This window comes from Zoogloea oleivorans (assembly GCF_008107625.1).
Lineage (GTDB): Bacteria > Pseudomonadota > Gammaproteobacteria > Burkholderiales > Rhodocyclaceae > Zoogloea > Zoogloea oleivorans.
Map to the genome: position 1 here is coordinate 209865 of NZ_SDKK01000007.1, position 23951 is coordinate 233815.

Below are 23951 nucleotides of genomic sequence, written 5' to 3' on the forward strand. Positions count from 1 at the left end.
ACAAGCCGCACCGACAACGATTTTCAGGAGAAAAAACCATGGGACGACTCACCACCCACGTGCTCGACACCGCCAGGGGCAAGCCCGGCGCCGGCCTCGCGATCACCCTGTTCCGCCTCGACGGCGGACGCCGCGAGCTGCTGCGTACCCTTACCAACCAGGACGGCCGCTGCGACGCACCGCTGCTGGAAGGTGCGGCTTTCGAGCAAGGCCGCTACGAAATCGTCTTTGCCGCCGGTGACTACTTCCGCGCCCAGGACCCCGGCCTGCCCGAACCGCCCTTCGTCGATGAAGTCGTGCTGCGCTTCGGCGTGGCCGATCCGGCCCAGCACTACCACGTGCCGCTCCTCGTTTCCCCGTGGAGCTACTCCACCTACCGCGGCAGCTGATCCGGAACCGATACACCATGGAAAGCTATCTCCTCGACTGGGCCAACCTGCTGCTGCGCTGGCTGCACCTGATCACCGGCATCGCGTGGATTGGCGCCTCGTTCTACTTCGTGATGCTCGACAACTCCCTGCGGCCGCCGAAGAAGCCCGAGGACAGCAGGCGCGGCGTGTTTGGCGAACTGTGGGCAGTGCATGGCGGCGGCTTCTACTGCAGCCAGAAATTTCTCACCGGCCCCCAGGGCGAGCCCCTCACCCACGACCTGCACTGGTCCAAGTGGGAGGCCTACACCACCTGGCTGTCGGGCATGAGCCTGCTGGCGGTGATGTACTGGATCGGCGCCACCACCCACCTGATCGACACCCGCGTCATGGACTTGTCGCAGCCTGCGGCAATCGGTATTTCGGTGACCTTCCTCACCGTCGGCTGGCTGATCTACGACGCCCTGTGCCGCAGCCTGATGGGCCGCGACGGCGTGCTGGCGCTGCTGGTGTTTGTGCTGGTGGTCGCCGCCGACTGGCTCCTGCACCAAATCTTCTCGGCCCGCGGCGCATATATCCACGTGGGTGCCATGCTCGGCACGATGATGGTCGCCAACGTCTTCATCCACATCATCCCCGGCCAGAAACGCATGGTCGACCAGATCCGCAGCGGTCAGCCGGTGGATTCGCGCCCCGGGCAGGTGGGCAAGCAGCGCTCGGTGCACAACACCTACTTCACGCTGCCGGTGCTGTTCATCATGATCAGCAACCACTATCCGATGACCTATTCGCACCCGAACAGCTGGCTGGTCCTCATCGTCATGATGCTGGCCGGGGTGCTCATCCGCCAGTTCTTCGTGCTGCGCCACCGGGGTCAGGTCAAGTGGTGGCTGCCGGCCGCCGGCGTCGCCCTGCTCGCCCTGCTGATCGTGCTGATGGCCCCCAGGCCCATCGCCGCCGGTACCGACAAGGTGGCCTTCAGCGCCGTCGCACAGATTGTCGAGAAGCGCTGCGTCACCTGCCACGCGGCCGCCCCGACCCAGCCCGGTTTCGCCCAGCCTCCCAAGGGCGTCGTGTTGCAAACCCCCACGCAAATCGCCCAGCACGCCGCCAAGATGGCCGAAACGGTGGGCAGCGGCTACATGCCCCTCGGCAACCTTACCGGCATCACCGCCGACGAGCGCACACTGATCGTCACCTGGCAGGCGCAAGGTGCGCCGCTCGACCACTGATCGCCCGGATACGCCCGACATGACTCCGAACCCGACTCCCCGCCCCACCCTGGCCGCCCTCTCGGCCCTGCCCCGGCCCGACTTCGCGACCCGCCTCGGCGACATCTTCGAGCACTCCCCGTGGATTGCCGAACGCGCCTGGGCGGCCCGCCCCTTCACCAGCATCGAGGCCCTGCACGCCGCGATGGTCGCTGTCGTCGATGCCGCCAGCGAAGCCGAACAGCTCGGCCTGATTTGTGCCCACCCGGAGCTGGCCGGCAAGGAAGCCGCTGCCGGCACCCTCACCAGCGCCTCCACCGGCGAGCAAAAAGGCGCCGGTCTCGACCAGTGCAGCGCCGACGAAATCCAGCGCCTGCGCCAGCTCAACGCCACTTACCGGGAACGCTTCGGCTTTCCCTTCGTGATTGCCGTCAAAGGGCTGTCCCGCTACCAGATCATGGAGGCCGTTGAAGCCCGCCTGCAGCATGACCGGGCCACCGAATTCCGCGCCTGCCTCACACAAATCGGCCGGATCGCCCGTTTTCGTCTCGACGCAATGCTGGCCTGAGCCCCTGCAAGGAGCGACACCATGACGATGGATCCCACTTATCCGCGTGACCTCGTCGGCTACGGCCGCAATCCGCCCCACGCCAACTGGCCGGGGGGCGCCCGGATCGCCGTGCAGTTCGTGCTGAACTACGAGGAAGGCGGCGAAAACTGCGTGCTGCACGGCGACGCCGGCAGCGAGCAGTTCCTGTCCGAACTGTTCAACCCGCCCAGCTACCCGGCACGCCACCTGTCGATGGAAAGCGTCTACGAATACGGCTCGCGGGTCGGCGTGTGGCGCTTCCTGCGCGAGTTCGAACGCCGCGGGCTGCCACTGACGGTGTTTGGTGTGGCGATGGCACTCGAGCGCCACCCGGAACTCACCGCCGCCTTCACCGAACTCGGCCACGAAATCGCCTGCCACGGCTGGCGCTGGCTCAACTATCAGAACGTGGACGAAGCCGTCGAGCGCGAACACCTGCAGACCGGCATGGCGATCATCGAGCGCCTCACCGGCGCACGGCCGCTGGGCTGGTACACCGGCCGCGACTCGCCCAACACCCGGCGCCTGGTCGCCGACCACGGTGGCTTTCTGTACGACTCCGATTACTACGGCGACGACCTGCCCCTGTGGACCGAGGTCACAAAAAGCGACGGCAGCACCACCCCGCACCTCGTCGTGCCCTACACCCTCGACACCAACGACATGCGCTTTGCGCTGCCCCAGGGTTTTTCCCACGGGGACGCGTTTTTCGACTACCTGCGCGACGCCTTCGACGTGATGTACGCCGAGGGCGACGAACGCCCGGCGATGCTCAGCGTGGGCATGCACTGCCGCCTGCTCGGCCGGCCTGCGCGCTTCAAGGCGCTGCAGCGCTTTCTCGATCACATCGAAAAGCACGACCGGGTATGGGTGTGTCGCCGCGTCGACATCGCCCGCCACTGGATCGAACACCATCCATTCAGCCCCCAAGCCCGCTAGAGAACCCAAGGAGCCCCACCCATGGCCAGCCATACCCCCGGCGCCCCCGTCTTTGCCCCGCCCGCCGACCTGCCCGAGTGGGCGCAGCGTTCCGTCGACCTCGCCAGCCCACGCCTCGGTGCGCGGACGCTCGGTGCCTCCGACGATTTTTTCGCCGAAGTTGCACGCATGCTCAATCCGGAGCCGGCCCAGTTCGTGCCCGGCAAATACGACACCAACGGCAAGTGGATGGACGGCTGGGAATCCCGCCGCAAGCGCGTCGCCGGCCACGACTGGGCGCTGGTAAAGCTTGGCGTGAAGGGCGTGATCCGCGGTTTCGACGTGGATACCAGCCACTTCACCGGCAACTACCCGCCAGCGGTTTCCATCGAGGCCACGGTATCGCTGAGCGACGAGATGGATGCCCTCCAGGCCGCCAGCTGGACCGAAATCCTGCCGGCCAGCACCCTCGGCCCGAGCAGTCATCACCTCCTCGAATGCACCAGCAACGATGCCTGGACCCACCTGCGCGTCAACATCTTCCCTGACGGCGGCATCGCCCGCCTGCGTGTCTATGGCCGCCCGGTCGGCGGGCTCGAAAGCCTGTCCGGCGACCAACTGATGGACCTCGTGGCGGTAGAGAACGGCGGCCGCGCTGTGTCGTGGAACGATGCCAGCTTCGGCTCCAGCGTCTCTGCGCTGCTGCTGCCCGGCCGTGGCCAGAACATGGGCGACGGCTGGGAAACCCGGCGGCGGCGCGAACCCGGCAACGACTGGTGCGTGCTCGAACTGGGCGCCGCCGGCAGCATCGAAAAGATCGAAGTGGACACCGCCTTCTTCAAGGGCAACTACCCGGACCGCTGCGCGATCCAGGCCGCATTCGTCACCGGCGGCACCGACCGTTCGATCACCACCCAGAGCCTGTTCTGGCAAACCTTGCTGCCTGAGCAGAAGCTCTCGATGGACGCGGTACACAGCTTTACCGAGCAAGTCGCTCAACTCGGCCCGATCACCCACGTGCGCTTCAACATCTTCCCCGACGGCGGCGTGTCGCGCCTGCGCCTGTGGGGCAAGGTGGCGCGCTGAGGTCGGCCATGACGATGTTTCCCCTGACACCCGAGCCCCTCACACGCGAAGCCTTCGCGCCTTTTGGCGACGTGATCGAAGCCAGCGACGCGGTGCGCCACTTCACGATCAACGCCGGCAACACCGAGCGCTACCACGACCTGGCCGGCATCGACGCGGGGCCTGACGGCCGGGTGGTCGTCTCGATTTTCCGCGGCCAGCCGCGCACGCTGCCTTTCAAGGTGAAAATGATGGAACGCCACCCCCTTGGCAGCCAGGCCTTCGTGCCCCTGTCCGGCCGCCCCTACCTGGTGGTGGTGGCCCCGGCTGGCACGGCTCCCGGCGCACAGGATTTGCGGGTTTTTGCGGCTCGCGGCGACCAGGGGGTCAACTACGCGCCCGGCGTGTGGCACCACCCGTTGCTGGCCCTCGACACCGTCAGCGACTTTCTCGTCGTCGACCGCAGTGGCAATGCGCCCAACTGCGACGAGGTGCAACTCGCTCTTCCGGGGCTGATTCCGGCAGCGTGCCCAGGCTTGGTGCCGACAGCACCTTAATGAAGCACGTTAAAGCAACAATAAGCGACGTTTAGCGAAATTAAAGCCAAAACAGCACCATTTTCTACATGGCTTGGTTTTTGCATTGCTTACCTTGAAGGGTTTGGAACAGCCTGGTCGGTCAGCAGTCCGGCACCCAGCGCCAATCCCGTTTGCCATTCACCGCAATCAAGGAGCAAGTCATGTCGGAGTATTCCAGGACAACCACCGCCACCGGGGGCGACGCAGTCGATGAGCGCCTGCCCACCGGCCGCCTGTTCACCCTCGGTCTTCAGCACGTACTGGTGATGTATGCAGGTGCGGTAGCCGTGCCGCTGATCGTCGGTCGCGCGCTCAAGCTCAGCCCCGAGCAGGTCGCCATGCTGATTTCGGCGGACCTCTTCTGTTGCGGGCTGGTAACCCTGATCCAGTCGCTGGGTTTTGGCCGCTACTTCGGCATCAAGCTGCCGGTCATGATGGGTGTCACCTTCGCCGCGGTCGGGCCGATGGTGGCGATGGCCAATGTGCAGGGCGGCCCCGAAGGCGCCCGGGCAATCTTCGGGGCCATCATCGGCGCAGGCCTCATCTCGATGGCCATCGCCCCGCTGATGAGCCGCCTGCTGCGCTTCTTCCCGCCGGTCGTCACCGGCACCATCATCGCCGTCATCGGCATCAGCCTGATGCGCGTTGGCATTGGCTGGGCGATGGGCGGGCCGGCTCCCCAGGCCCAGAGTGTCGATGTGCCCAAGCTGGTCGCCATGGTGGACAAGGCCAGGGCAAGCGCCGATGCCGCTGCCGCCAGCCTTCCGCCGGGCGCCACGCTGCCCGAGATGAAGCTGCCGGGGCCGGTGCCGATGAAGGACAACCCGAGCTACGGCGCCCTCGACAACATGGGTGTGGCGGCTTTCGTGCTCGCCGTCATTCTGCTGCTGGTGCGCTACGGCAAGGGCTTCGTGTCCAACATTGCGGTACTGCTGGGCATCATCGGCGGCTGCTTCGTGGCGGTCGGGCTGGGCAAGATGCAGTTCGACAAGGTCGCCAAGGCGCCCTGGTTCGATGTTGTCACCCCCTTCGCCTTCGGCCTGCCAACCTTCGACGGGGTGATGGTGCTGACAATGACACTGGTGATGATCGTCGTGATGATCGAATCGACCGGCATGTTCCTGGCCCTGTCGGAAATCACCGGGCGCCGCATCAGCCAGCGCGACCTGTCCGCCGGCCTGCGTACCGACGGTCTGGGCACCCTGATCGGCGGCCTCTTCAATACGTTCCCCTACACCAGCTTCTCGCAGAACGTCGGCCTGGTCGGCGTCACCGGGATCAAGAGCCGCTGGGTGTGCGTGGCTGCCGGCCTGATCATGCTGGTGCTCGGCCTGCTCCCCAAGATGGCCGCGCTGGTTGAATCGGTGCCCGCCTTCGTACTGGGCGGCGCCGGCCTGGTGATGTTCGGGATGGTCGCGGCAACCGGCATCCGCATTCTTGCCAACGTGGATTTCAAGACCAACCGCAACAATCTCTACATCGTCGCAATCTCCATCGGGGCCGGCATGATTCCCCTCGTGGCGCCCCGCTGGGCGCAGCAAATGGCCCACAGCCTGCACCCGCTGCTCGAATCGGGAATTCTCCTGACCTCGATTTTTGCCGTGGCACTGAACCTGTATTTCAACGGCGGAAAAGCGAACGAAGCCGACATGATCCAGGCCGCCCGGGTGGCAGAAGCCCACTGAGGCAAGGCGTTCGGCTAGGTTTTACCCGCCTTGCCGGACGACCCGAAATTGCTCAGATGCCCTTCCTGCGCCGCCCGGCGGCGGGCGCTGGCGATAATGCCGGCGGACTTGCCGGGGGCGGCAGGCATAGAGACGAGCTTTTCAACCTGTTCGGCAGCGCAGTGGGGACACGCCGGCAGGACGTCGGCGCGGACGATCCGCTCGAAGACGCGGTCGCAGGCGAGGCAGTGAAAATCGTAGATCGGCATGGCGGGCCCCTCGCGGGATAAGAATCAGGATGCGGACTTGGCTCCGCCTCCGGCACGCCGTGGGCGCGACGCGGGAGGCGGAGGGTTCAGAACTTGACCAGCACGTCTTCGTTGCGGGCGATGAACTGGCAGGCCAGCCGGTACGGCGGCGGCAGATCCTTCTCCTCGGCGTCGGCGATCTGCTCCTTGGTGATCTTGCCGGCCAGGCGCAGGGCAACCTTCTCCTTTTCGGTCAGGGCGATCCCCATCGGGGTCTTGTTGGAAAGGATCTGGACCTCGACGCAACAGGAACCGCATTCGCCGTTTTCGCATTCGAACTCGACGGGAATCTTGTTGTTCTGGGCGATCAGCAGGAGGGTGTGGGTGTCGCCGGCCGTCGCGTAAACCGTGACGTCCTTCTTCATCTTGGGCGAGCTGAAAGTAATGTTGGCCATGATGGCTTTTGCCTTTGTCCGATAGTTAAAAAAAGGGAGGCCCGCAGGCCTCCCTTTCCGCGCCGCTCAGCGGATGATGTCGTAGGAGTAGTCGGTGGTTCCGATGCCCATGGTGTTGGCATCGAGAGCCTCGAAGTACTCGTCGAGCAGCATGGTCAGCACGCGCAGGCCGCCCTGGTAACCCCAGATCGGGAAGCGGTGATGATGGTGGCGATCGAAGATCGGGAAGCCCAGGCGGATCAGCGGCGTGCCGCAATCGCGCTCCAGGTACTTGCCGTAGGTGTTGCCGATCAGGAAATCCACCTTCTCGGTGAAGAGCAGGGAGCGCATGTGCCACAGGTCGGCCTTGGGGTAAGCCTTGCAGTTCTTGCCGAAGGGGCTGGCATCGAGCAGGGCCTGAACCTTGCGACCCCACTCGGCGTCGCCGTTGGTGGAGAGCACATGAACCGGCTCGGCGCCGAGTTCGAGCAGGAAGGCGGTCATCCCCAGCATCAGGTCCGGATCACCGTACAGGGCAAAGCGCTTGCCGTGCAGGTGGGCCTGGCTGTCGGCGATGGCGTCCACCAGACGGCCGCGCTCGCGCTCAAGCTCCGGCGGAATCGGCTTGCCGGTGATTTCCGAGACCTTCATCAGGAAGGCATCGGTGCCGGTGACGCCCATCGGATGGTTGAAGGAAACGGTTTCGTGACCGTGCTCCTTGATCAGCTTCATGGTCTTCTCGGTGGAGTAGCCCTGGAAGCTGATGGTGGCCTTGGCGTTGATCGCAGCCTCGACCTGGGCCTTGCTGGTACCCCCGTCAAACATACGGAATTCGCCGTCGGTGGGGGTGTTCCACACGTCGGACGGATCGCACAACACGGTGTGATCGACGCCCATCAGGCCGAGCATGCGGCGGATTTCCGGCAGGTTGCCGCACACGAAGCCGTCGAAGCCGCCGATGAAGTTGATCGACTCATTCGGCACGCGGGTCAGGGCCGTGCCCTGGCCGGCCTTGCCGTCCCAGAAGTACTTGATGATGCCCTGCAGCGCGTTGTCGTAGCCGGTGATGTGGCTGCCGACGAAGGCCGGGGTGTGGGCGAAAGGCACGTCGAACTCGGCCGGAATGGAGCCCTTCTGCTTGGACGTCTTGATGAAGGCGTCCAGGTCGTCACCAATCACCTCGGCCATGCAGGTGGTCGACACGGCGATCATCTCGGGCTTGTAGAGGTTGTAGGTGTTGGCGAGGCCGTCGATCATGTTGTTGAGACCGCCGAACACCGCCGCATCCTCGGTCATCGAGGAGCTGACACAGGAGGTCGGTTCCTTGAAGTGACGCGAAAAGTGGGAGCGGTAGTAAGCCACGCAACCCTGGGAGCCATGCACGAAAGGCAGGGTCTTCTCGAAGCCGACAGCGGCAAACACCGCGCCGAGCGGCTGGCAGGCCTTGGCGGGGTTGACCGTCAGGGCTTCACGGGCAAAGTTCTTCTCCCGGTATTCCCAGCTCTTGGTGTAGGCGATCTGGTTGGCCAGATCTTCGGCGGGCACGCGGAACTCGAAGTTGGTCCGCTTGTTCTCGAACATGGCCTTGTATTCCGGCTCGCGGAACAGGGTTTCGTGGTCAAGAACCTTTTCGACGTTTTGGGGCATGTCAGCACTCCTTGAATCAGTAATCAGGGCGGGGCGGCGGGGCCAGGGCCCCGCCCGGAAGCAGCCTTAGGCAGCCTTCTTCCACGGAGCCTTGGTGAGGCCCCAGACCGGCGAGTTGATCGCCATATCCATGTCACGGGCGAAGATCGCGAAACCGTCGTAGCCGTGATACGGGCCGGAGTAGTCCCAGCTGTGCATCTGGCGGAAAGGCACGCCCATCTTCTGGAAAATGTACTTTTCCTTGATGCCGGAGCCGACCAGGTCGGGCTGGACCTTCTCGACGAACTTCTCGAACTCGTAGCCGGTCACGTCGTCGTAGATCAGCGTGCCGTCCTTCACGTAGTGCGTGGTGCGCTGGTAGTCGTCGCCGTGGCCGAATTCGTAGCCGGTACCGACCACTTCCATGCCCAGATCCTCGTAGGCGCCAATGACGTGACGCGGGCGCAGACCGCCGACAAAGAGCATCACCTTTTTGCCTTCAAGGCGCGGCTTGTACTTGGCGATGACCTCGTCGACCATGGCCCGGTACTTGGCGATCACCACTTCGGTATTGGCCTTGATGGTGTCGTCGAAGTGGCTGGCAATCTCGCGCAGGCTCTTCTCGATCATCGACGGGCCGAAGAAGTTGTACTCGACCCAGGGGATCCCGTACTTCTCTTCCATGTGCCGGCTGATGTAGTTCATCGAGCGGTAGCAGTGCAGCACGTTGAGCTTGGCCTTCGGGGTGTTCTCCAGCTCGGCGATGGTGCCGTCACCCGACCACTGGGCGATCACGCGGAGGCCCATTTCTTCGAGCAGGATGCGGCTCGACCAGGCATCGCCACCGATGTTGTAGTCGCCGATGATGGCCACGTCGTAGGGCGTCGCCTCGAAGGTGTTCTTGTTCGGATCCACCTTGTCGAAGATCCAGTCACGCACCGCATCGTTGGCAATGTGGTGGCCAAGGGACTGGCTGACACCACGAAAACCTTCGCAGCGCACCGGCACGATGGTCTTGCCGACGTACTCCTTGGCCTTCTTCTTCGACACCGCTTCGATGTCGTCGCCGATCAGGCCGATCGGGCATTCCGACTGGATCGTGATGCCCTTGTTCAGCGGGAACAGCACCTCGATTTCGTCGATGATCTTTTCCAGCTTCTTGTCACCGCCAAAAACGATGTCCTTCTCCTGGAAGTCGGACGTGAATTGCATCGTCCCGAAAGTGTCGATGCCGGTTTCGCCGATGTAGTAGTTGCGCCGCGAGGCCCAGGAATACTGGCCACAGCCCACCGGGCCGTGGGAAATGTGGATCATGTCCTTGATCGGGCCCCACACCACGCCCTTGGAACCGGCGTAAGCACAGCCACGAATCGTCATCACGCCCGGCAGGGACTTGATGTTGGACTTCACGCCGCAATCCGGCTTGCCCTCCTCGAAAGTGCCCAGATGCTTGGCACGCTTCTTGGCGGTTTTTTCCGGATAGGCCTTGAGCACCTCTTCGATCAGTGCCTTGTTTTCATCAACGGTCAGGCTCATTTCATCGCTCCTGTCATTTAATCAAAGTGGGTCGAGAGTAGAGAGCGGAGAGCCGGGAACAGGCCTTGTCGGCCGCTGCCCGAAGGCACCGGAGGAGAGCCGGCGCAACCAGCACCGACTCTCGACCCTCGACTCTCGACGGGTCAGGCCGCGACGGCTGCCTTGCCGATGACGGACTCGTCTTCCTTCTTCATGATCCCGAAGTCCATCAGCAGGTCTTCGAGTTCATCCATCGTGATCGGCGTCGGGATGGTCCCGTTGCCGGCGTTGTTGTGAACCTTCTGGGCCAGGGTGCGGTACTCGGCGGCCTGCTTCGATTCCGGGGCGTACTCGATGACCGTCATGCGGCGCAGTTCGGCGTGCTGGACGATGTTGTCGCGGGGTACGAAGTGGATCAGCTTGGTGCCCAGCTTGCCGGCCAGGGCCTCGGCCAGTTCCAGTTCCTTGTCGGTCTGGCGCTCGTTGCAGACCAGCCCGCCCAGACGCACGCCACCCGAGTTGGCGTACTTCAGAATGCCCTTCGAGATGTTGTTGGCGGCGTACATGGCCATCATTTCGCCGGACATGACGATGTAGATTTCCTGAGCCTTGTTTTCGCGAATCGGCATCGCGAAACCACCACACACCACGTCACCGAGCACGTCGTAGGAGACGTAATCGACGCCGTCGTAAGCACCGTTTTCCTCAAGGAAGTTGATCGAGGTGATCACACCGCGACCGGCACAACCGACGCCGGGTTCCGGGCCACCGGACTCGACGCAACGGATGTCGCGATAACCCACTTTCAGGACGTCCTCGATTTCCAGGTCCTCCACCGAACCGGCTTCGGCAGCCAGGGACAGAACGGTGTCCTGGGCCTTGGCGTGGAGAATCAGGCGGGTCGAGTCGGCCTTCGGATCGCAGCCGACGATCAGGATCTTCTGACCCATTTCGGCCAGCGCGGCGAGGGTGTTCTGGGAGGTGGTGGATTTACCGATACCACCTTTGCCGTAGAAGGCAATTTGACGAAGTGCAGCCATGTTCAGATCTCCTGGATGAATAGAACGGTTGTTTTCAGCACTGACGAATTCCGGGTGTTGGGACCCATTTACCTTGCAACCGGAATGCAGCCTTCGTGTCAGTTTTGCTCTTCGTATTCACACGCTGCGGCAAGCCTTGATCGGTGCGACAAGCATTCAGCAATCGCCGTGCCAGATTCGAAAAAAATGCGCAAGCCACTGTTTAAAAAGAAAAATAATAAAAAATAGAGGTATCCAAAAGGGATTCCGGACTTTGTGTGGAATACGACAAAGGCCCCAGCGCTGTCAGGAATGACACAGGTCCTGCAATCCTTCAGTGGTCACCCTCCAAAAGCCGGCAGACACCGCCAAGCCCTTGACGGATAAGCGTTTATCCCAAAAGGCCGGGGTGTTTCGGGACGCGGCACAACAATTGCCTATAGAAGAATGAACAGGCGACTGTCGGGCTCTTCGGCCCCGGCGCCCCCCGCGACATGCCAGGAGCGATCACCATGAACAAGCGCGCCTCCGCCGCCCCCGAAACCCAGCCCCCGTGTCCCGACCGGGTCGTGGTCGGCTATCTGTCCCGCGACGGCTGGGCGGTGCCCCTGTATGGCGAACCGGCGCCGGTGGCGCAGGCGCTCCCCGCCCCCTCGGTGGCTTCGGAACCCGGCGACGGCAATCCCCATTTCGCCCAGCTGGGTGGCATTGCCGTCATCGAGCAACTGGTTGAACGCTTTTACGCGCTGATGGACAGCCTCCCCGAGGCGGCGGGCATTCGCGCCATGCACGGCCCCAACCTGGCCCCGGTCAAGGAAGTGCTGGTGCGCTACCTCACCGAATGGACCGGCGGGCCGCAGGTGTACTCCGCCGAACGCGGCCACCCGCGCCTGCGCCGCAAGCACCTGCCCTTCCCCATCGGCGCTGCCGAACGGGACGCCTGGATGCGCTGCATGACCGGCGCACTCGACGAGTTGGTCGCTGACCCGGAACTCAAGAATCAACTCACCCGCGCGTTCCTCAAGACCGCCGATTTCATCCGCAATGACAAAGGAAGCAGCCATGACCACCACTCTCACTAATGCCATCCTCGACCTCGACGAAAAGGGCCGTCTGCTTAATCCGGTATTCAAGGGAGAAACCAAGAAAGCCGGCCGCTACGGCTTTCGTGGCGACGTCGCGCTGAAGTTTGCCGAGCAGTTCGCCGACGAAAAGCGCCCGCCGGAAATCTGCACCGACCAGGTCATGATGGTCTGTGATGACGGCGCAACCATTCCCTTCTTCACCAGCTTCCTGCTGTCCTTCGAATACCTGGCGCTGGTCCACGAGGTGATGGGTCCCTACTTCACCCCGACCGGCAAGTACATCGTCTTCTGCGACAACATGGACCTGTCGAAGAAGTACACCGTCAAAATGGGCGACATCACCTACAGCGTGCTGCCCATCGACGAGGCCACCGTCTACAACGAGACCCTCGACCTCTTCTACCTGGAGAAGATCGATCTCAAGAAATTCGATACCGCCGGCAAGCTCGACGCCGTGGCCAACGCCGCCACCAAGTTCTCGGCCAGCTACACCCCGCTGAGCTACGAAGAAGGCCTCAAGATCATGGGCCCGATCCGCGACCTTGGCGCCAACCGCCCGGTCTGATCCGGCCCACCGGAGCACAAGCGATGAACGAGCCGTCGCCCCGCCGCGGGGCGGTGGCCGAAGACTGGGCCGGAGACGGACGGGGCACCGAGCCCGACCGCTGGTACACGACCAACCTGGTCGGCTTGCCGGTCGGGCTGCTCGGCGCCACCGCCTTCAACACCCATCCCCGGCCGCTCTCCATCGCCGGCGTCCGCGAAACCCATCGCGGCCTGTTCCGGCTGCTCGAGGGCGCCGACAACCTGGCGGCTGCATCCATCGTGTTTCGGCACTTCATGGAAATCGTCTTCGGCCTCACCCCGCCCGAGCCGGGCACCCGCGCGCTACCGCGGGCCCGCCACCGTTCCAGCTACCTCAAGCTGCTGCAGGGCTGGGGGCTGGACTCCAACTCCGCCGCCGGGGCGGTACTGAAAGGCTGGGCCGAGAGCCGCTTCGGGCTGGTGCCGACCTTTCACAAGGCCCCCCTCGGACGCTTCCCCTCCCCGGCGTGGATCACCTACATCGAGGAAAAGGGCGGCAGCCGCTTCCACAACAACTGCATCCATCAGCAACTCGACCTGCTCTTCGAATATTGCCAATGGGCGATCCAGAACTTTGGCCTGCCCGCCCGCGGCCACGTCACCCTGTGGCGCGGCATCAACGACTTCACCGAACAGCGCGTGATAGCCGGCGACCGGCGCGACCGGACCTGCGTACTACGCCTCAACAACGTGGTGTCCTTCTCCACCTCCCGCGAACGGGCCGACGAGTTCGGCGACTGGATTCTCGAAGCGCGGGTGCCGGTGGTGAAGATCCTGTTCTTTCCCGATCTGCTGCCCGGCGTGCCGCTGGCCGGCGAGAGTGAAGTGCTGGTGATCGGCGGCGAATACGAAGTGGTGGCCCGCTATGCTTGACGCCCTCCTCCTGCGCCCGCGCACCTTTACGCTGCCCGCCGGCCTGCGCCCCGGCAGCCTGCTCGACAAGGCCCTCGGCGCCTACCTGGGACTGGCCATCGGCGACGCCCTTGGCGCCACCACCGAGTTCATGACACCGCGGGAGATCGTCGCCCAGTTCGGTGTGCACCGCCACATGAGCGGCGGCGGCTGGCTCAAGCTCGCCCCCGGCCAGGTCACCGACGACACCACCATGTGCCTGGCCCTCGGCAAGGCCATCCTCGAGGCCGACGGCTGGTGCATGAAGGCCGTCGCCGAGTCCTACGTAGCCTGGCTGCGCAGCAAGCCCGTCGATTGCGGCAACACCTGCCGGCGCGGCATCCGGCGCTACATGGCGGATGGCTCCTTCGCCGGCCCGGCAGGCGATGGCGATGCCGGCAACGGCGCGGTAATGCGCAACCTGCCGGTGGTGCTGGCCACCCTCCACAACGAACCCGCCTTCGAAGCGCGCAGCCTGGCCCAGGCCCGCTTCACCCACAACAACGCCCTCTCCGACGCCGCCACCCTGATCTGCGGCCGGATGCTGCGCCGCCTGCTGCTCGGCGGCCACCTCGCCGACTGCCGGCCGCTGGCCGACGCCTTCGTTGCCGATCACCCGCTGTTCCGCTTCCAGCCCTACCCCGGGCGAGCCAGCGGCTACGTGGTGGACACCCTGCAGACCGTGCTGCACTTCAGCTTCGGTCAGGCGACTTTCGAGGATGCGCTGATCGGCGCGGTCAACCGGGGCGACGATGCCGACACCACTGCCGCCCTGGTCGGCATGCTCCACGGCGCCCAGTGCGGCGCCAGCGCCCTGCCCCGCCAGTGGCTCGACCGTCTCGACCGAACTATCGCCACGGCCATCGTCACCCAAACCGACAAGCTGCTGAGCCTCGCCGCGCACCCGCGGCGCTAACCTCCAAAAGGAGACTGCAATGCCCCACGTACTGTTCTACGAAAAGCCCGGCTGCGGCGGCAACGCCAGGCAAAAGGCCTGGCTCGAAGCGGCCGGCCACACCCTGGAAGTCCGCAACCTGCTCGCCTGGCCGTGGAGTGCCGACAGCCTGCTGGCCTTCCTCGCCCCACTACCGGTCGCCGAGTGGTTCAACCGGGCCGCACCGCGGCTCAAGTCCGGCGAGGTGGTGCCGGAACAGCTCGAACCTGAAGCGGCGCTGGCCCTGCTGCTCGCCGAACCGCTGCTCATCCGGCGTCCGCTGATGGAAGCCGCTGGACGCCGCCTGGTCGGATTCGAACCGGCCGCCGTAGCGGCCTGGCTGGACAGCCAGGCCCTGGCGGAGCTGGACGGACGGCGCACCGAAGGCTGCGCCGCCAACCAGACCGGCCGGCCGTGTCCGGCACCGGAAACATAAAGTTGCTTAATGTCTGGCGGTCAGACAAAGCTGAGCAATTCGATCGTCACCGCCTCTTCGCCCATCAGCGTCTGACAGGCAAGCCGCGACTTGCTGCTGACCCCCACCAGGGCGTCGAGCTGCTCGTTTTCGATTTTCTGGATGCGCGGCAAGGTCTTGCGACCTTCCAGCACGAAGATGTGGCAACTGCCGCACTCGGCCTTGCCGTCGCACTTGTGATGGATTTTTTCGCCGGCAGCGAGAATCGCCGACAGCAAGGGCGTGCCGGCGATCACGTCGACGACGGTGCCGGAGGGCTGGATGGTGAGTTGAGCCATGGCTGTTTCCTTGAGGGGTGGAGTGGAAAGAAAATGAACCGGAAATCGGAATCGGCTAGACCTGGCGCAGGTACTTCAGCAGCGCCGGCACGAATTGCTCCAGCGACAGGGGAATGCGCTCGATGCCCTGCTCGGCGAGAAAGCGTGTTTCCATGCGCGTCAGCTCGTCGGGCAACACGGCCCAGTGGCGGTCGGACGAGCGCTTCATGATCTGGCGGGCAAAGGCACGGGGCAGCTGATCATTGAAGCGGCAACCAATAAACAGAAAGTTGCGGCCGCTGCGCAGGCGCTGGACCTCGGCCGGAATCGGCGTCTGGATGTCGATCTCGGTGAGCACCTCGACGTAATCGGAATCCGACACCAGGTAGTTGCCGGCCGGAGCGTGGGCACCGATGGGCTTGTAGAGAATGGTTTTCCAGTCTGGCCGATAGTCGGGTACGGCCTGGCTGGCCGCGTCATACCAGCCGGTCCAGGTGCCGAAGTGCTCCGACTGGGCCAGGCCCTGCACCTGGCCCCACGACTCATTGCCGGCCTCGGCGGCCAGCGCGGCGCTCATGGCGTCGTCGTACCAGGCATCGACAATCAGCGGAAAGCCATAGCCGGCCAGCGCCATGTGCAAGGGTGACGGGCTGGGCGGCGCGGCGAAGGCCTCGTTCATCAGCCCGACCAGTGTCTTGCGATGCTTGAAGTTCTCGATGTACTGGGCCGACTGGGTCAGGCGCGTACGGATCTTGTGGGGCACCGAACTCTTGGCGGTGAGCAGCGCGACAAGGGCTTCCGGGGTTGCCGGAACCGGGTAGTCGGGCGCCTGCGCCAGCACACGGGGGCCGAGGTAAGGCACCACGCGGCCCTCGGCGAGGGCTTCGATCAGGCTGACGGGCAAGCCGTCGGGCAGGATTTCGGAGGGGAGCGGAGCAGCTAGGGTGGCGGTCATGGAAGCCTCTGGAAATGTCTTACAGGTAGATCGCGGCGCCGGCGCCTACGTTGGTGCAGGCATCCTTCAGCGTCTTGACGAGAAACCGCACCTCGTCGGCGTCCATCTGCCCATAGAAGGGCAGCGCCAGCGAGCGGTCGCCGATGCGTTCGGTGTTCTTCAGGCAACCGCGCTTGCAGTTGTGGGCCTCACCGAGGGGCTGATAGGCAAATTGCTGGTGCAGCAGCGCACTGAAGGGCGCCGCTTCGATCAGATCGGCCTCCAGGTCGTCGACGATCTGGGCCCGCGAGCTGGCACTGAAGCGCGCCCCCAGATGGACCACGTAGAGCATCCAGTGCACCTCGTCCACGTCCGGCCCCAGGTAAGGCGGCTTGATGCCCTCGAAGCTCTGCATCTCGTCCCGGTAGAAACCCTCGACGCGCTTGCGACGGGCCAGGATTTCGTCGAGACGTTCGAGCTGGGCCAGCCCGAGGGCCGCCGTCAGATCGCTCATGCCGGCCTGCAGCGGCACCCGGCTGCCGATCGACACGGAGGTGCGGTCGGCGAGGCGATGGGCACGCAGGTAGCGCAGCTCGGTGGCCAGCTGCGGATCGTCGGTCAGCACCATGCCGCCCTCGCCGCAGCACAGGGCACCGGGCTGGGAGAAATCGAACACCGACAGGTCGCCGAAGCTGCCCACCGGCTTGCCCATGTAGCGGGAGCCGATCGCTTCCGTCGAATCCTCGATGAGAACGATGCCGCGGCTGTCGGCCAGCTCACGCAAAGCCTTCCAGGCCGCCGGGTGGCCGTTGCAGTTGTTGCCGATGATGGCCCTGGTGGCGGGCTTGATCCGCTCGGCCACCGCCAGCGGCGAGATGCAGCCCGACCAGTAGTCGATCTCGGCAAAATCCGGCGTTGCCCCGGCCAGCAGGATGGCGTGGGCGGTCTGGTGCCAGCCGTAACTGCAGGCGATCACCTCGTCCCCCGGCCCGATGCCGAGCGCGCGCAGGGCCAGCCACATGCCGAGGGTGCCGCTGGCGGTGGCGATGGCGTAGGTACGGCCGTGCCGGGCGGCGAATTCGGCCTCGAAATCCTCCACCCGGGTGCCGGCAGACAGACGCGAGCTGCGCAGGGCACCGATCACCCGCTGCAGCTCAAGGCCGCCCACATCGGGGTCGGTGAGCAGGATCCAGTCTTCGTCATGGTCGATGACGGCTTTGTCGACAGGTGCATCCATGATCAGCTCCGGGCTGCCAGCATGAGGCCGGCAGCGGCAGCGGGATCGGTCGTCATCGACCAGCAATGGCCGTCCGATTCCAGCAGGAAAACATTGGCGGCGGCGGTCACCAGCACCGGGGTTTCGCCACGCACGTCGAGGGCATCCACCACCGTCACACGCAGTTCGCGCCACTGGCTGCGGGCCGACGCAGCCAGTGCCTGCACATCGGCGGCGATGTTGCCGAGCCGGGTCAGCACGGCCAGGTCATCAGGGGTCAGGGCCATCATTCACCTCCCCCGACCTTGCGGGCTTCGACGGTGATCGGCAGGCGGGTGTCGGCGGCCATTTCGGGCAGGGCCAGCACCCAGCCGTTGGCAAGGGTGATGGTGCCGCCCCACAGGCCTTCCTTTTCCTTCGAGACCACCGGTTCTTCGAGGTCTTTTTTCGGCACGTAGGCCGACAGGCCCTGAGCGGTATTGCGCAGCATGAGTTTCATGGGGTGGCTCCAGGCGGTGGGTGCATCGGTTCAGGATCGGTTCATGCGGTCAGGACTTCGGCAAGCAGCGGTGCCAGGGCTGCCTGCAGGATCTGGATGACGGTGGCGATGTCGCCCGGCGTGGTGTCGGCCGACAGGGAGAAGCGCACCGCACCACGGGCGGCCGCCTCTTCCACGCCCATCGCCAGCAGCACGTGGGAGGCTGCCGTACCGCCGGCACTACAGGCCGAGCCACTTGAGGCACAGATGCCGGCGCGCGCCAGGCGCTGCAGCACCACCTCCGCATCCAGCGCCCCGAAAGCCATGCAGGTGGTGTTGGGCAGACGCGGCACCCCGGCGCCGAACACCCGCACATCCGGCAGCGCGGCGGCAAGGCCGGCTTCGAGGGCGTCGCGCAGGGCCGCAATGTGCAGCCCCTCGGCGCCTGACAGACTGGCCAGGGCGTGGCGGGCGGCGGCCGCAAAGCCGGCAATGCCAGGAAAATTCTCGGTGCCGCCGCGGCGCTTGCGCTCCTGCTGGCCGGGCAGCAGCGGGGCGAAGGGAGCACCCTTTTTCACTACCAGTGCGCCGATGCCCTTGGGACCGTGCAGCTTGTGGGCCGACACACTCACGAAGCGCGCCCCCAGGGCCGCACAATCCACCGGCAGGCGACCCGCCATCTGCGTGGCGTCCACATGCACCGGCACACCGGCGGCACGCGCCAGACGCACCACCTCGGCCACCGGCTGGATCACGCCGGTTTCGTTGTTGGCGGCCATCACCGAGACCACTGCCGCGCCATCGGCGAGCAAGGCCGGCAGGGCTGCGGTGACGATCACGCCGTGCGTGTCCACCGGCAGAATGAGGACTTCGACCCCCTCCCCGGCCAGCGCCTTTGCCACCTGCTGCAAACCGGCGTGCTCGATGGCCGACAGCACCAGCCGCCGGGGCGCATCCGGCACCGCCAGGGCCGCATGCAATGCCATGGCATTGGCCTCGGTGGCGCTGGCGGTAAACACCACCTCGGCCGGCTGGGCACCGAGCAACCGGGCAACCTCAGCGCGGGCCTCGGTCAGCAGCCGGCGGGCCTCCTGCCCGGCCGGGTGCTTCGACGACGGGTTGGCCCAGTGCACGTTCAGCGCCTCGGCGACGGCGGCAACCACCGCTGGCAGCGGCCGGGTTGTGGCGTTGTTGTCCAGGTAGATCATCGACGCCTCCTCATGGCCAGAACACCCGGTGGACATCTTCGACCACCAGGGCCAGCAGTTCCTCGATGCGCGCCGCGCTGGCCTGCCAGAGCCAGCGTCCGAGCACGTGGTCGCGGGCGTAGAGGCGCCACAGGTCGGGCTCCGGGTTTTCCAGGCGGGCGATGTCGATCACCCCGCCGTCGGCGTCCACATTGCGCGAGCAGCATGGGCTGCACACCTGCCAGCCTCCGTCGTGCCAGCTCACCTCGGGCCGCACGTAGCGGTAGCGGCTGCGCCGCTCCAGCTCGCGCAGGATGCGCCGGCGGACAAGTTCGCCGGGGCCGCTGACGGTGGCTTGGCGGATCATCGTCATCCCCCGCGACGGGCGGCGCTCAGGCCGCCGCCAGCTCCTCTTCGAGGCAGCCCACCACGCGCCCGATCCGGGCTTCGGTGGCACCGAACTCGACGATATAGACGGGGATGTTGGCTTCCTCGTGGTGGCCGATCTGCACCACCTCGCCGGTCGTGCCGGCGGCCACGATCAGCTCGTCCTCGGGCACTTCCGGGTGGCTGCCATCGTTGAACAGATCAACAGCGGCCGTAACCGGCTGACCCCACTGATATTTCGCTTCACGCACTTCGGTCATGGTCTTACTCCTTGATGTGGGCGAGCAGCGCCGCCTTGTCGCCGAGGGCTTCGACGACATGGGGCGGCAACTTGTCGAGGGAGACGATTTCACGGGCGCGCATGCCGACCCGATGGCCGCTGGCGACGAACTCGACCGCGTAGATGTAGAACTGCTGGAGGAAGGTGCCGACCGAGGTGACGTAACCCACATCACCCTTGTTCACCAGCACCTCGCCCACATCCTTGCCGGGATAGGTGCCGTCGTTGCGCACCTTGTAGCGGCTGACGACCCGTTCGCCGAAGTCAAACTGGGGCGGGCCTTCAAGTTCGATCACGTCGCTGTCGCGGGAAATATCACCCATGGCGGGCCTCCGGTTTAAGAGTGGCAAGACGGTCGCGGGCGGCGTCGCGAACCTCGGCTTCTTCATCGAGGAGCAGGCTGCGGGCCAGCAGTTCGCTGGCCTTCTGGGCGACCTCCCAGCGCACCTCCCAAGCCGGATCGCGGGCCATTTCGCCGAGCAGCCCGGCCGGCAAGCGACGCGCCACAGACCGCCGCACGTCCACTTCCGGATCGTCACGCAGTACCAGCAGGGCCGGCACCTGCAAACGGGCAGCCACCACCAGGCGCACTTCCCGATCGGGGTCGCGGGCCATGCGCGGCAGCAGCGGCAAGGGCAGACGCTGGGCCACCAGCTGACGCACAAAATAGTCCGGATCGTCGACCATGCCGCCCAGCAGGCTGGCATCAAGGCGGTGGGCGACGCGGATGCGCACTTCCCGGTCCGGATCGGCGCGCAGCTCGGCGAGCAGACGCTGAGGCAAACGCAGGGCCACATGAAGGCGCACGGTTTCGTCCGGGTCGTACATCAGCCCGACCAGGCGAAAGACGTCGGCGGAGCGGGAGGCCACCGCACGCACCTCGAAATAGGGGTGTTCCAGGTAATTGTTGGCCAGCGCCGGATTCCAGCGGAAGAAACGGTCGATGCGCTTGGCGTAACGATCGAACACGCAGGAAAAAGCAGGCTGGCACTTGCCCTCGGCCAGCAGGCCACGGTTGTCGCAGGTGGCGCAGTCGAGGGCTTGCCCCAGCCAGTCCACGCTGGGCGGCTCGGCGGGGAGTCGGTGTGAGGTGGCAGTCATGAGGCAGGCTCCGGCTCGTCATAGTCCACGTCACGTCCGGCCCGGGCCAGCACCGTGCCAAGCACCCGGTGGCCAAGGCTGTCACTCGGATCGAGCTGTTCCAGCAGATCAAGCACGGCACGGCCCTCTTCCGCCGCCCCAAGGCGCAGGTTCAGGTAGGCGTAGCCCTTCAGTGCAAACAGGTAGAAGCGCGGGGCCACCGCGTGGGCCCGCAATTCGGCCAGCCGGGCGGGGCCCCACTGGGCTTCCGGCCTGACCTGTCGCCAGTCGGCGGGCAGACCGAGCTGCCGGGCGGCGAGGGCCACGGCGTCCAGCGCCACCGCCCGCGCATCGGCCAGGCGGTTGGCGTAGAAATGAAAACGGTAATGGGCAATCAGCGGTGCCGGGTGGGCGGGTGCCAGCGAGCGGGCCAGGAGCAGCATCTGCAGCGCCCCCTCGTCACCAATGCCGGCACGCCCGGCCTTGTCGATCAGCGTCTCGACGGCGGGGTCGAGCCCCGCGCCGAGAACGGCATCCTCGAAAGCGGGCAAGGCACCGGGAATCTCGCTGGCCGCAGACATGCCCGTCTCCGCTTCACGTACGCCGGATGGCGCTGATATCCACCGTCGCCACGCCCGGCGGCTGTGCGCTGGTGCCACTGCTCGACGAACAGCCACAGGCACCCGCGTTGGGGTTGTGGAAGCTCAGGCCGCTGGCGGAGGGCGTGTCGGCAAAATCGATGGTCACGCCTTCGAGGAGCAAGCGCGACTCGGCCGGCAGAAAGACATTCAGGTCGCCAACCGGCAGTACCTCGTCACCGTCGCGGGGCGTGCCCTCGACGGTGAATTCGGCGCTGTAACCCGAGCAGCCACCGGTCGTCACCGTCAGCCGAAAACCGGCCTCGGCGCCCAGCCCCGCAAAACGCACCATGCGGCGCATGAACTTTTCGGCGCCCGCCTTCACGATCACATTGGGCAGCATGATCAGGCCTTCACGATGCAGCCATCGACCGGGCACACCGCCACGCATTGCGCCGAGTCGAAGTGGCCGACGCATTCGGTGCATTTGGCCGGGTCGATGATGAAGACGCCGCTCTTCTCGCGGATCGCTTCGTTGGGACATGCCGGGTCGCACGCGGAGCAGCCCGAGCAGGTGGAACCGATGATTTTGTAGGCCATGATGGTCTCCTTGCGGTGGTGGGTACGAAATGGGATATCAGGTCAGGCCGCCATCACGGCGCCCTGTCGGATGCTGGCGTCGCCGCGCTCGACGTGTTCGATCTCGCCCGCCGCAACACGCTTGCGGTAGCCGGCGAACCAGGCGAGAGCCGCCTTCTCGATGAACTCGTGGGCGTATTCCTCGACCGGCTCGATGCCGGCGGCCTTCAGTTCGTCCCGCGGGCAGGCACCGATCTTGGCCACCAGCACGGCGTGACAGTCGTTGATCGCATTGACGATGGAAGGCAGTTGCTCGTCCTCGCCATAACCGCCCTGGCAGTAGAGATCCACCCGGCGATGGCCGATGAAGGCGGTGGAGGCGCCGGTGAGCTCGTAGATCTGGAATTCGGTGGCGTGGCCGAAGTGTTCGTTGACCTTGCCGCCGCCGGTGGTTGCCACCGCCACCAGCACCTTCATGCCGTCGTCACCACCGGCTTCGGCCAGGGCTTCTTCCTTCGCGGCATGCTGGGCCTGGCGTTCGGACTCGACCTTCTCCTGGTACTCGCGGCGCTTGTCCAGGTCATAGACGATCTCCATCTCCTCGATCTTGTCGAGGGTGAATTCGTCGGAACGGTCTTCGCCGAGCAGGCCGACCGCATCGGCGCGGCACTGGCGACAGTGACGCATCAGGTTGGCGCCGCCGGCACAGGCGTCCTGCACTTCCTTCAGCTCCTGGGCCGAAGGGCCGCGCTGGCCGGTAAGACCAAAATGGGTGCCATGCTCCGCTTCGGAAATCAGCGGCATGATGTTGTGCAGGAAGGCGCCGCGCTTCTTCACCTCGCGGTTCACTTCCATCAGGTGCTGATCGTTGATGCCGGGGATCAGCACCGAGTTGATCTTGGTCAGCACGCCGCGGGCAGTGAGCATCTCCAGGCCGAGCATCTGGCGCTCGTGGAGGATCTTCGCCGCTTCGTAGCCGGTGATGCGCCGGTGATCCCAGTAGATCCACGGATAGATCTTCTCGCCCACCGCCGGATCGACCATGTTGATGGTGATCGTCACGTGGTCAATGTTGTAGCGGCAGATCTCATCCACGTAATCGGGCAGGGCCAGGCCGTTGGTGGAGAGACACAGCTTGATGTCCGGCGCCTTCTCCTGCAGCTGGCGGAAGGTCTCGAACGTCTTTTTCGGATTGGCCAGCGCATCACCCGGGCCGGCGATGCCGAGCACCGTCATCTGCGGAATCTCGCTGGCCACGGTGAGCACCTTCTTCACCGCCTGGTCGGGCGTGAGCTTTTGCGACACCACCCCCGGACGCGACTCGTTGGAGCAATCGTATTTGCGGTTGCAATAATTGCACTGGATGTTGCAGGCCGGCGCCACCGCCACGTGCATGCGGGCGTAATGGTGGTGGGCTTCCTCGGAATAACAGGGGTGGTTCTTCACCTTCTCCCAGATTTCCGGCGGCATGTCGTCGGGGCCGTCAGAGGAGCCGCAACTGGACTTCCCGGCACTACCCGTGGTGGAACATCCGGACGCTGCGCTGGCGGCGGGTGCGGCCAGCGCATTGCGATTGGCTTTCAGGTCACCAAGGCTGATATAGGCGCTTTGCATGGGGGCGGCTCCTTGTCTCTGTTCGGGGGGCGTTTACGTGTCGTTTGAAAGACAAATAGCCAGATCCATGCCAGCACATATTTTCTTTTTAAATCATTGGCTTGTTTTGTTCACGCAGGGACATGAAAAATGTAGTGGTCGTCACAAAACGTGCGG

At 65.0% G+C, this 23951-nt stretch carries 31 protein-coding genes; 12 read left to right on the forward strand and 19 right to left on the reverse strand.

The genetic code is table 11. From position 1 onward, the window contains the following. The first annotated feature begins 38 nt into the window (after positions 1 to 38). The 7 genes from uraH (at position 39) to ETQ85_RS09320 (ending at position 6414) form a co-directional block, all read left to right on the forward strand. Entirely contained in the window at positions 39 to 389 is a 351-nt protein-coding gene (gene uraH, locus ETQ85_RS09290; protein WP_148578759.1) for a hydroxyisourate hydrolase, read from the forward strand. 17 nt (positions 390 to 406) lie between these two features. Beyond that, positions 407 to 1600: a urate hydroxylase PuuD gene (locus ETQ85_RS09295; protein ID WP_148578760.1), complete on the forward strand. Its 1194-nt coding sequence runs from the start codon at positions 407 to 409 to the stop codon at positions 1598 to 1600. A 19-nt stretch (positions 1601 to 1619) separates the two neighbouring features. Then, positions 1620 to 2147 carry a 2-oxo-4-hydroxy-4-carboxy-5-ureidoimidazoline decarboxylase gene (gene uraD / locus ETQ85_RS09300; RefSeq protein ID WP_148578761.1) on the forward strand — a complete coding sequence of 176 codons (528 nt, stop codon included), beginning with the start codon at positions 1620 to 1622 and terminating at the stop codon, positions 2145 to 2147. Between the two features lie 21 nt (positions 2148 to 2168). Continuing rightward, entirely contained in the window at positions 2169 to 3107 is a 939-nt protein-coding gene (gene puuE / locus ETQ85_RS09305) for an allantoinase PuuE (RefSeq protein ID WP_148578762.1), read from the forward strand. A 21-nt stretch (positions 3108 to 3128) separates the two neighbouring features. Beyond that, positions 3129 to 4172 (forward strand): allantoicase, encoded by a 1044-nt coding sequence (alc, locus tag ETQ85_RS09310; RefSeq protein WP_148578763.1) that lies wholly within the window; start codon positions 3129 to 3131, stop codon positions 4170 to 4172. Positions 4173 to 4180: 8 nt separating this feature from the next. Then, a complete protein-coding gene (locus tag ETQ85_RS09315) occupies positions 4181 to 4708 on the forward strand; it encodes an ureidoglycolate lyase (protein ID WP_148578764.1) in 528 nt (175 codons plus the stop codon). A 182-nt stretch (positions 4709 to 4890) separates the two neighbouring features. Next, complete coding sequence (locus tag ETQ85_RS09320; protein ID WP_148578765.1) at positions 4891 to 6414, forward strand: nucleobase:cation symporter-2 family protein; 1524 nt, start codon at positions 4891 to 4893, stop codon at positions 6412 to 6414. Positions 6415 to 6428: 14 nt separating this feature from the next. On the opposite strand, the gene ETQ85_RS09325 is transcribed toward ETQ85_RS09320, so the two are convergent. The 5 genes from ETQ85_RS09325 to nifH form a co-directional block, all read right to left on the reverse strand. Further along, entirely contained in the window at positions 6429 to 6662 is a 234-nt protein-coding gene (locus ETQ85_RS09325; RefSeq protein ID WP_148578766.1) for an FmdB family zinc ribbon protein, read from the reverse strand. A gap of 86 nt (positions 6663 to 6748) precedes the next feature. Then, positions 6749 to 7096, reverse strand: a complete 348-nt coding sequence (locus ETQ85_RS09330) for a 2Fe-2S iron-sulfur cluster-binding protein (RefSeq protein WP_148578767.1) — start codon at positions 7094 to 7096, stop codon at positions 6749 to 6751. Positions 7097 to 7162: 66 nt separating this feature from the next. Beyond that, positions 7163 to 8722: a nitrogenase molybdenum-iron protein subunit beta gene (gene nifK / locus ETQ85_RS09335; protein ID WP_148578768.1), complete on the reverse strand. Its 1560-nt coding sequence runs from the start codon at positions 8720 to 8722 to the stop codon at positions 7163 to 7165. Positions 8723 to 8788: 66 nt separating this feature from the next. Further along, complete coding sequence (gene nifD / locus ETQ85_RS09340) at positions 8789 to 10237, reverse strand: nitrogenase molybdenum-iron protein alpha chain (protein WP_148578769.1); 1449 nt, start codon at positions 10235 to 10237, stop codon at positions 8789 to 8791. A 143-nt stretch (positions 10238 to 10380) separates the two neighbouring features. Further along, positions 10381 to 11256 carry a nitrogenase iron protein gene (gene nifH, locus ETQ85_RS09345; RefSeq protein WP_148578770.1) on the reverse strand — a complete coding sequence of 292 codons (876 nt, stop codon included), beginning with the start codon at positions 11254 to 11256 and terminating at the stop codon, positions 10381 to 10383. A gap of 491 nt (positions 11257 to 11747) precedes the next feature. On the opposite strand from nifH, the gene ETQ85_RS09350 reads away from it, so the two are divergent. The 5 genes from ETQ85_RS09350 to ETQ85_RS09370 are packed head-to-tail and all read left to right on the forward strand — an operon-like array spanning position 11748 to position 15166. Then, complete coding sequence (locus tag ETQ85_RS09350) at positions 11748 to 12317, forward strand: group II truncated hemoglobin (protein ID WP_148578771.1); 570 nt, start codon at positions 11748 to 11750, stop codon at positions 12315 to 12317. Next, positions 12298 to 12885 carry a hypothetical protein gene (locus tag ETQ85_RS09355; protein ID WP_148578772.1) on the forward strand — a complete coding sequence of 196 codons (588 nt, stop codon included), beginning with the start codon at positions 12298 to 12300 and terminating at the stop codon, positions 12883 to 12885. Before ETQ85_RS09350 ends, ETQ85_RS09355 begins: the two co-directional genes overlap by 20 nt. Positions 12886 to 12908: 23 nt before the next feature. Continuing rightward, positions 12909 to 13778, forward strand: coding sequence for an NAD(+)--dinitrogen-reductase ADP-D-ribosyltransferase (locus ETQ85_RS09360; protein WP_148578773.1), 870 nt, complete (start codon positions 12909 to 12911; stop codon positions 13776 to 13778). Beyond that, entirely contained in the window at positions 13771 to 14712 is a 942-nt protein-coding gene (gene draG / locus ETQ85_RS09365; RefSeq protein ID WP_148578774.1) for an ADP-ribosyl-[dinitrogen reductase] hydrolase, read from the forward strand. Before ETQ85_RS09360 ends, draG begins: the two co-directional genes overlap by 8 nt. A 19-nt stretch (positions 14713 to 14731) precedes the next feature. Next, positions 14732 to 15166, forward strand: coding sequence for an ArsC/Spx/MgsR family protein (locus ETQ85_RS09370; protein WP_148578775.1), 435 nt, complete (start codon positions 14732 to 14734; stop codon positions 15164 to 15166). Positions 15167 to 15186: 20 nt separating this feature from the next. Here ETQ85_RS09370 and ETQ85_RS09375 read toward each other — a convergent pair whose 3' ends face one another. Genes ETQ85_RS09375 through nifB form a run of 14 tightly spaced genes read right to left on the reverse strand, consistent with a single transcriptional unit; the run spans position 15187 to position 23795 of the window. Next, positions 15187 to 15483, reverse strand: coding sequence for a 2Fe-2S iron-sulfur cluster-binding protein (locus ETQ85_RS09375; RefSeq protein WP_148578776.1), 297 nt, complete (start codon positions 15481 to 15483; stop codon positions 15187 to 15189). A gap of 55 nt (positions 15484 to 15538) precedes the next feature. Beyond that, positions 15539 to 16417 carry an SIR2 family protein gene (locus ETQ85_RS09380; RefSeq protein ID WP_148578777.1) on the reverse strand — a complete coding sequence of 293 codons (879 nt, stop codon included), beginning with the start codon at positions 16415 to 16417 and terminating at the stop codon, positions 15539 to 15541. A gap of 19 nt (positions 16418 to 16436) precedes the next feature. After that, positions 16437 to 17633, reverse strand: coding sequence for a DegT/DnrJ/EryC1/StrS family aminotransferase (locus ETQ85_RS09385; protein WP_187394653.1), 1197 nt, complete (start codon positions 17631 to 17633; stop codon positions 16437 to 16439). Positions 17634 to 17635: 2 nt separating this feature from the next. Then, complete coding sequence (locus ETQ85_RS09390; RefSeq protein WP_187394654.1) at positions 17636 to 17902, reverse strand: hypothetical protein; 267 nt, start codon at positions 17900 to 17902, stop codon at positions 17636 to 17638. Continuing rightward, positions 17899 to 18111: a putative nitrogen fixation protein NifT gene (nifT, locus tag ETQ85_RS09395; RefSeq protein WP_148578779.1), complete on the reverse strand. Its 213-nt coding sequence runs from the start codon at positions 18109 to 18111 to the stop codon at positions 17899 to 17901. Before nifT ends, ETQ85_RS09390 begins: the two co-directional genes overlap by 4 nt. A 41-nt stretch (positions 18112 to 18152) precedes the next feature. After that, complete coding sequence (locus ETQ85_RS09400; RefSeq protein WP_148578780.1) at positions 18153 to 19298, reverse strand: cysteine desulfurase family protein; 1146 nt, start codon at positions 19296 to 19298, stop codon at positions 18153 to 18155. A 10-nt stretch (positions 19299 to 19308) separates the two neighbouring features. Next, a complete protein-coding gene (locus ETQ85_RS09405; RefSeq protein ID WP_222862119.1) occupies positions 19309 to 19644 on the reverse strand; it encodes a DUF3024 domain-containing protein in 336 nt (111 codons plus the stop codon). Positions 19645 to 19669: 25 nt separating this feature from the next. Then, complete coding sequence (locus ETQ85_RS09410; protein ID WP_148578782.1) at positions 19670 to 19924, reverse strand: nitrogen fixation protein NifZ; 255 nt, start codon at positions 19922 to 19924, stop codon at positions 19670 to 19672. 4 nt (positions 19925 to 19928) lie between these two features. Beyond that, complete coding sequence (locus ETQ85_RS09415) at positions 19929 to 20267, reverse strand: nitrogen fixation protein NifZ (protein WP_148578783.1); 339 nt, start codon at positions 20265 to 20267, stop codon at positions 19929 to 19931. Continuing rightward, positions 20260 to 21045 carry a 4Fe4S-binding leucine-rich repeat protein gene (locus ETQ85_RS09420; RefSeq protein WP_148578784.1) on the reverse strand — a complete coding sequence of 262 codons (786 nt, stop codon included), beginning with the start codon at positions 21043 to 21045 and terminating at the stop codon, positions 20260 to 20262. The genes ETQ85_RS09415 and ETQ85_RS09420 overlap by 8 nt, the downstream gene beginning before the upstream one ends. After that, positions 21042 to 21605, reverse strand: coding sequence for a hypothetical protein (locus tag ETQ85_RS09425; RefSeq protein ID WP_148578785.1), 564 nt, complete (start codon positions 21603 to 21605; stop codon positions 21042 to 21044). Before ETQ85_RS09425 ends, ETQ85_RS09420 begins: the two co-directional genes overlap by 4 nt. Before the next feature lie 13 nt (positions 21606 to 21618). Then, positions 21619 to 22005, reverse strand: coding sequence for a HesB/IscA family protein (locus ETQ85_RS09430; protein ID WP_148578786.1), 387 nt, complete (start codon positions 22003 to 22005; stop codon positions 21619 to 21621). Between the two features lie 2 nt (positions 22006 to 22007). Next, positions 22008 to 22202 (reverse strand): 4Fe-4S dicluster domain-containing protein, encoded by a 195-nt coding sequence (locus ETQ85_RS09435; protein WP_148578787.1) that lies wholly within the window; start codon positions 22200 to 22202, stop codon positions 22008 to 22010. Positions 22203 to 22244: 42 nt separating this feature from the next. After that, positions 22245 to 23795, reverse strand: a complete 1551-nt coding sequence (gene nifB / locus ETQ85_RS09440; RefSeq protein WP_148578788.1) for a nitrogenase cofactor biosynthesis protein NifB — start codon at positions 23793 to 23795, stop codon at positions 22245 to 22247. Between the last annotated feature and the right edge of the window lie 156 nt (positions 23796 to 23951).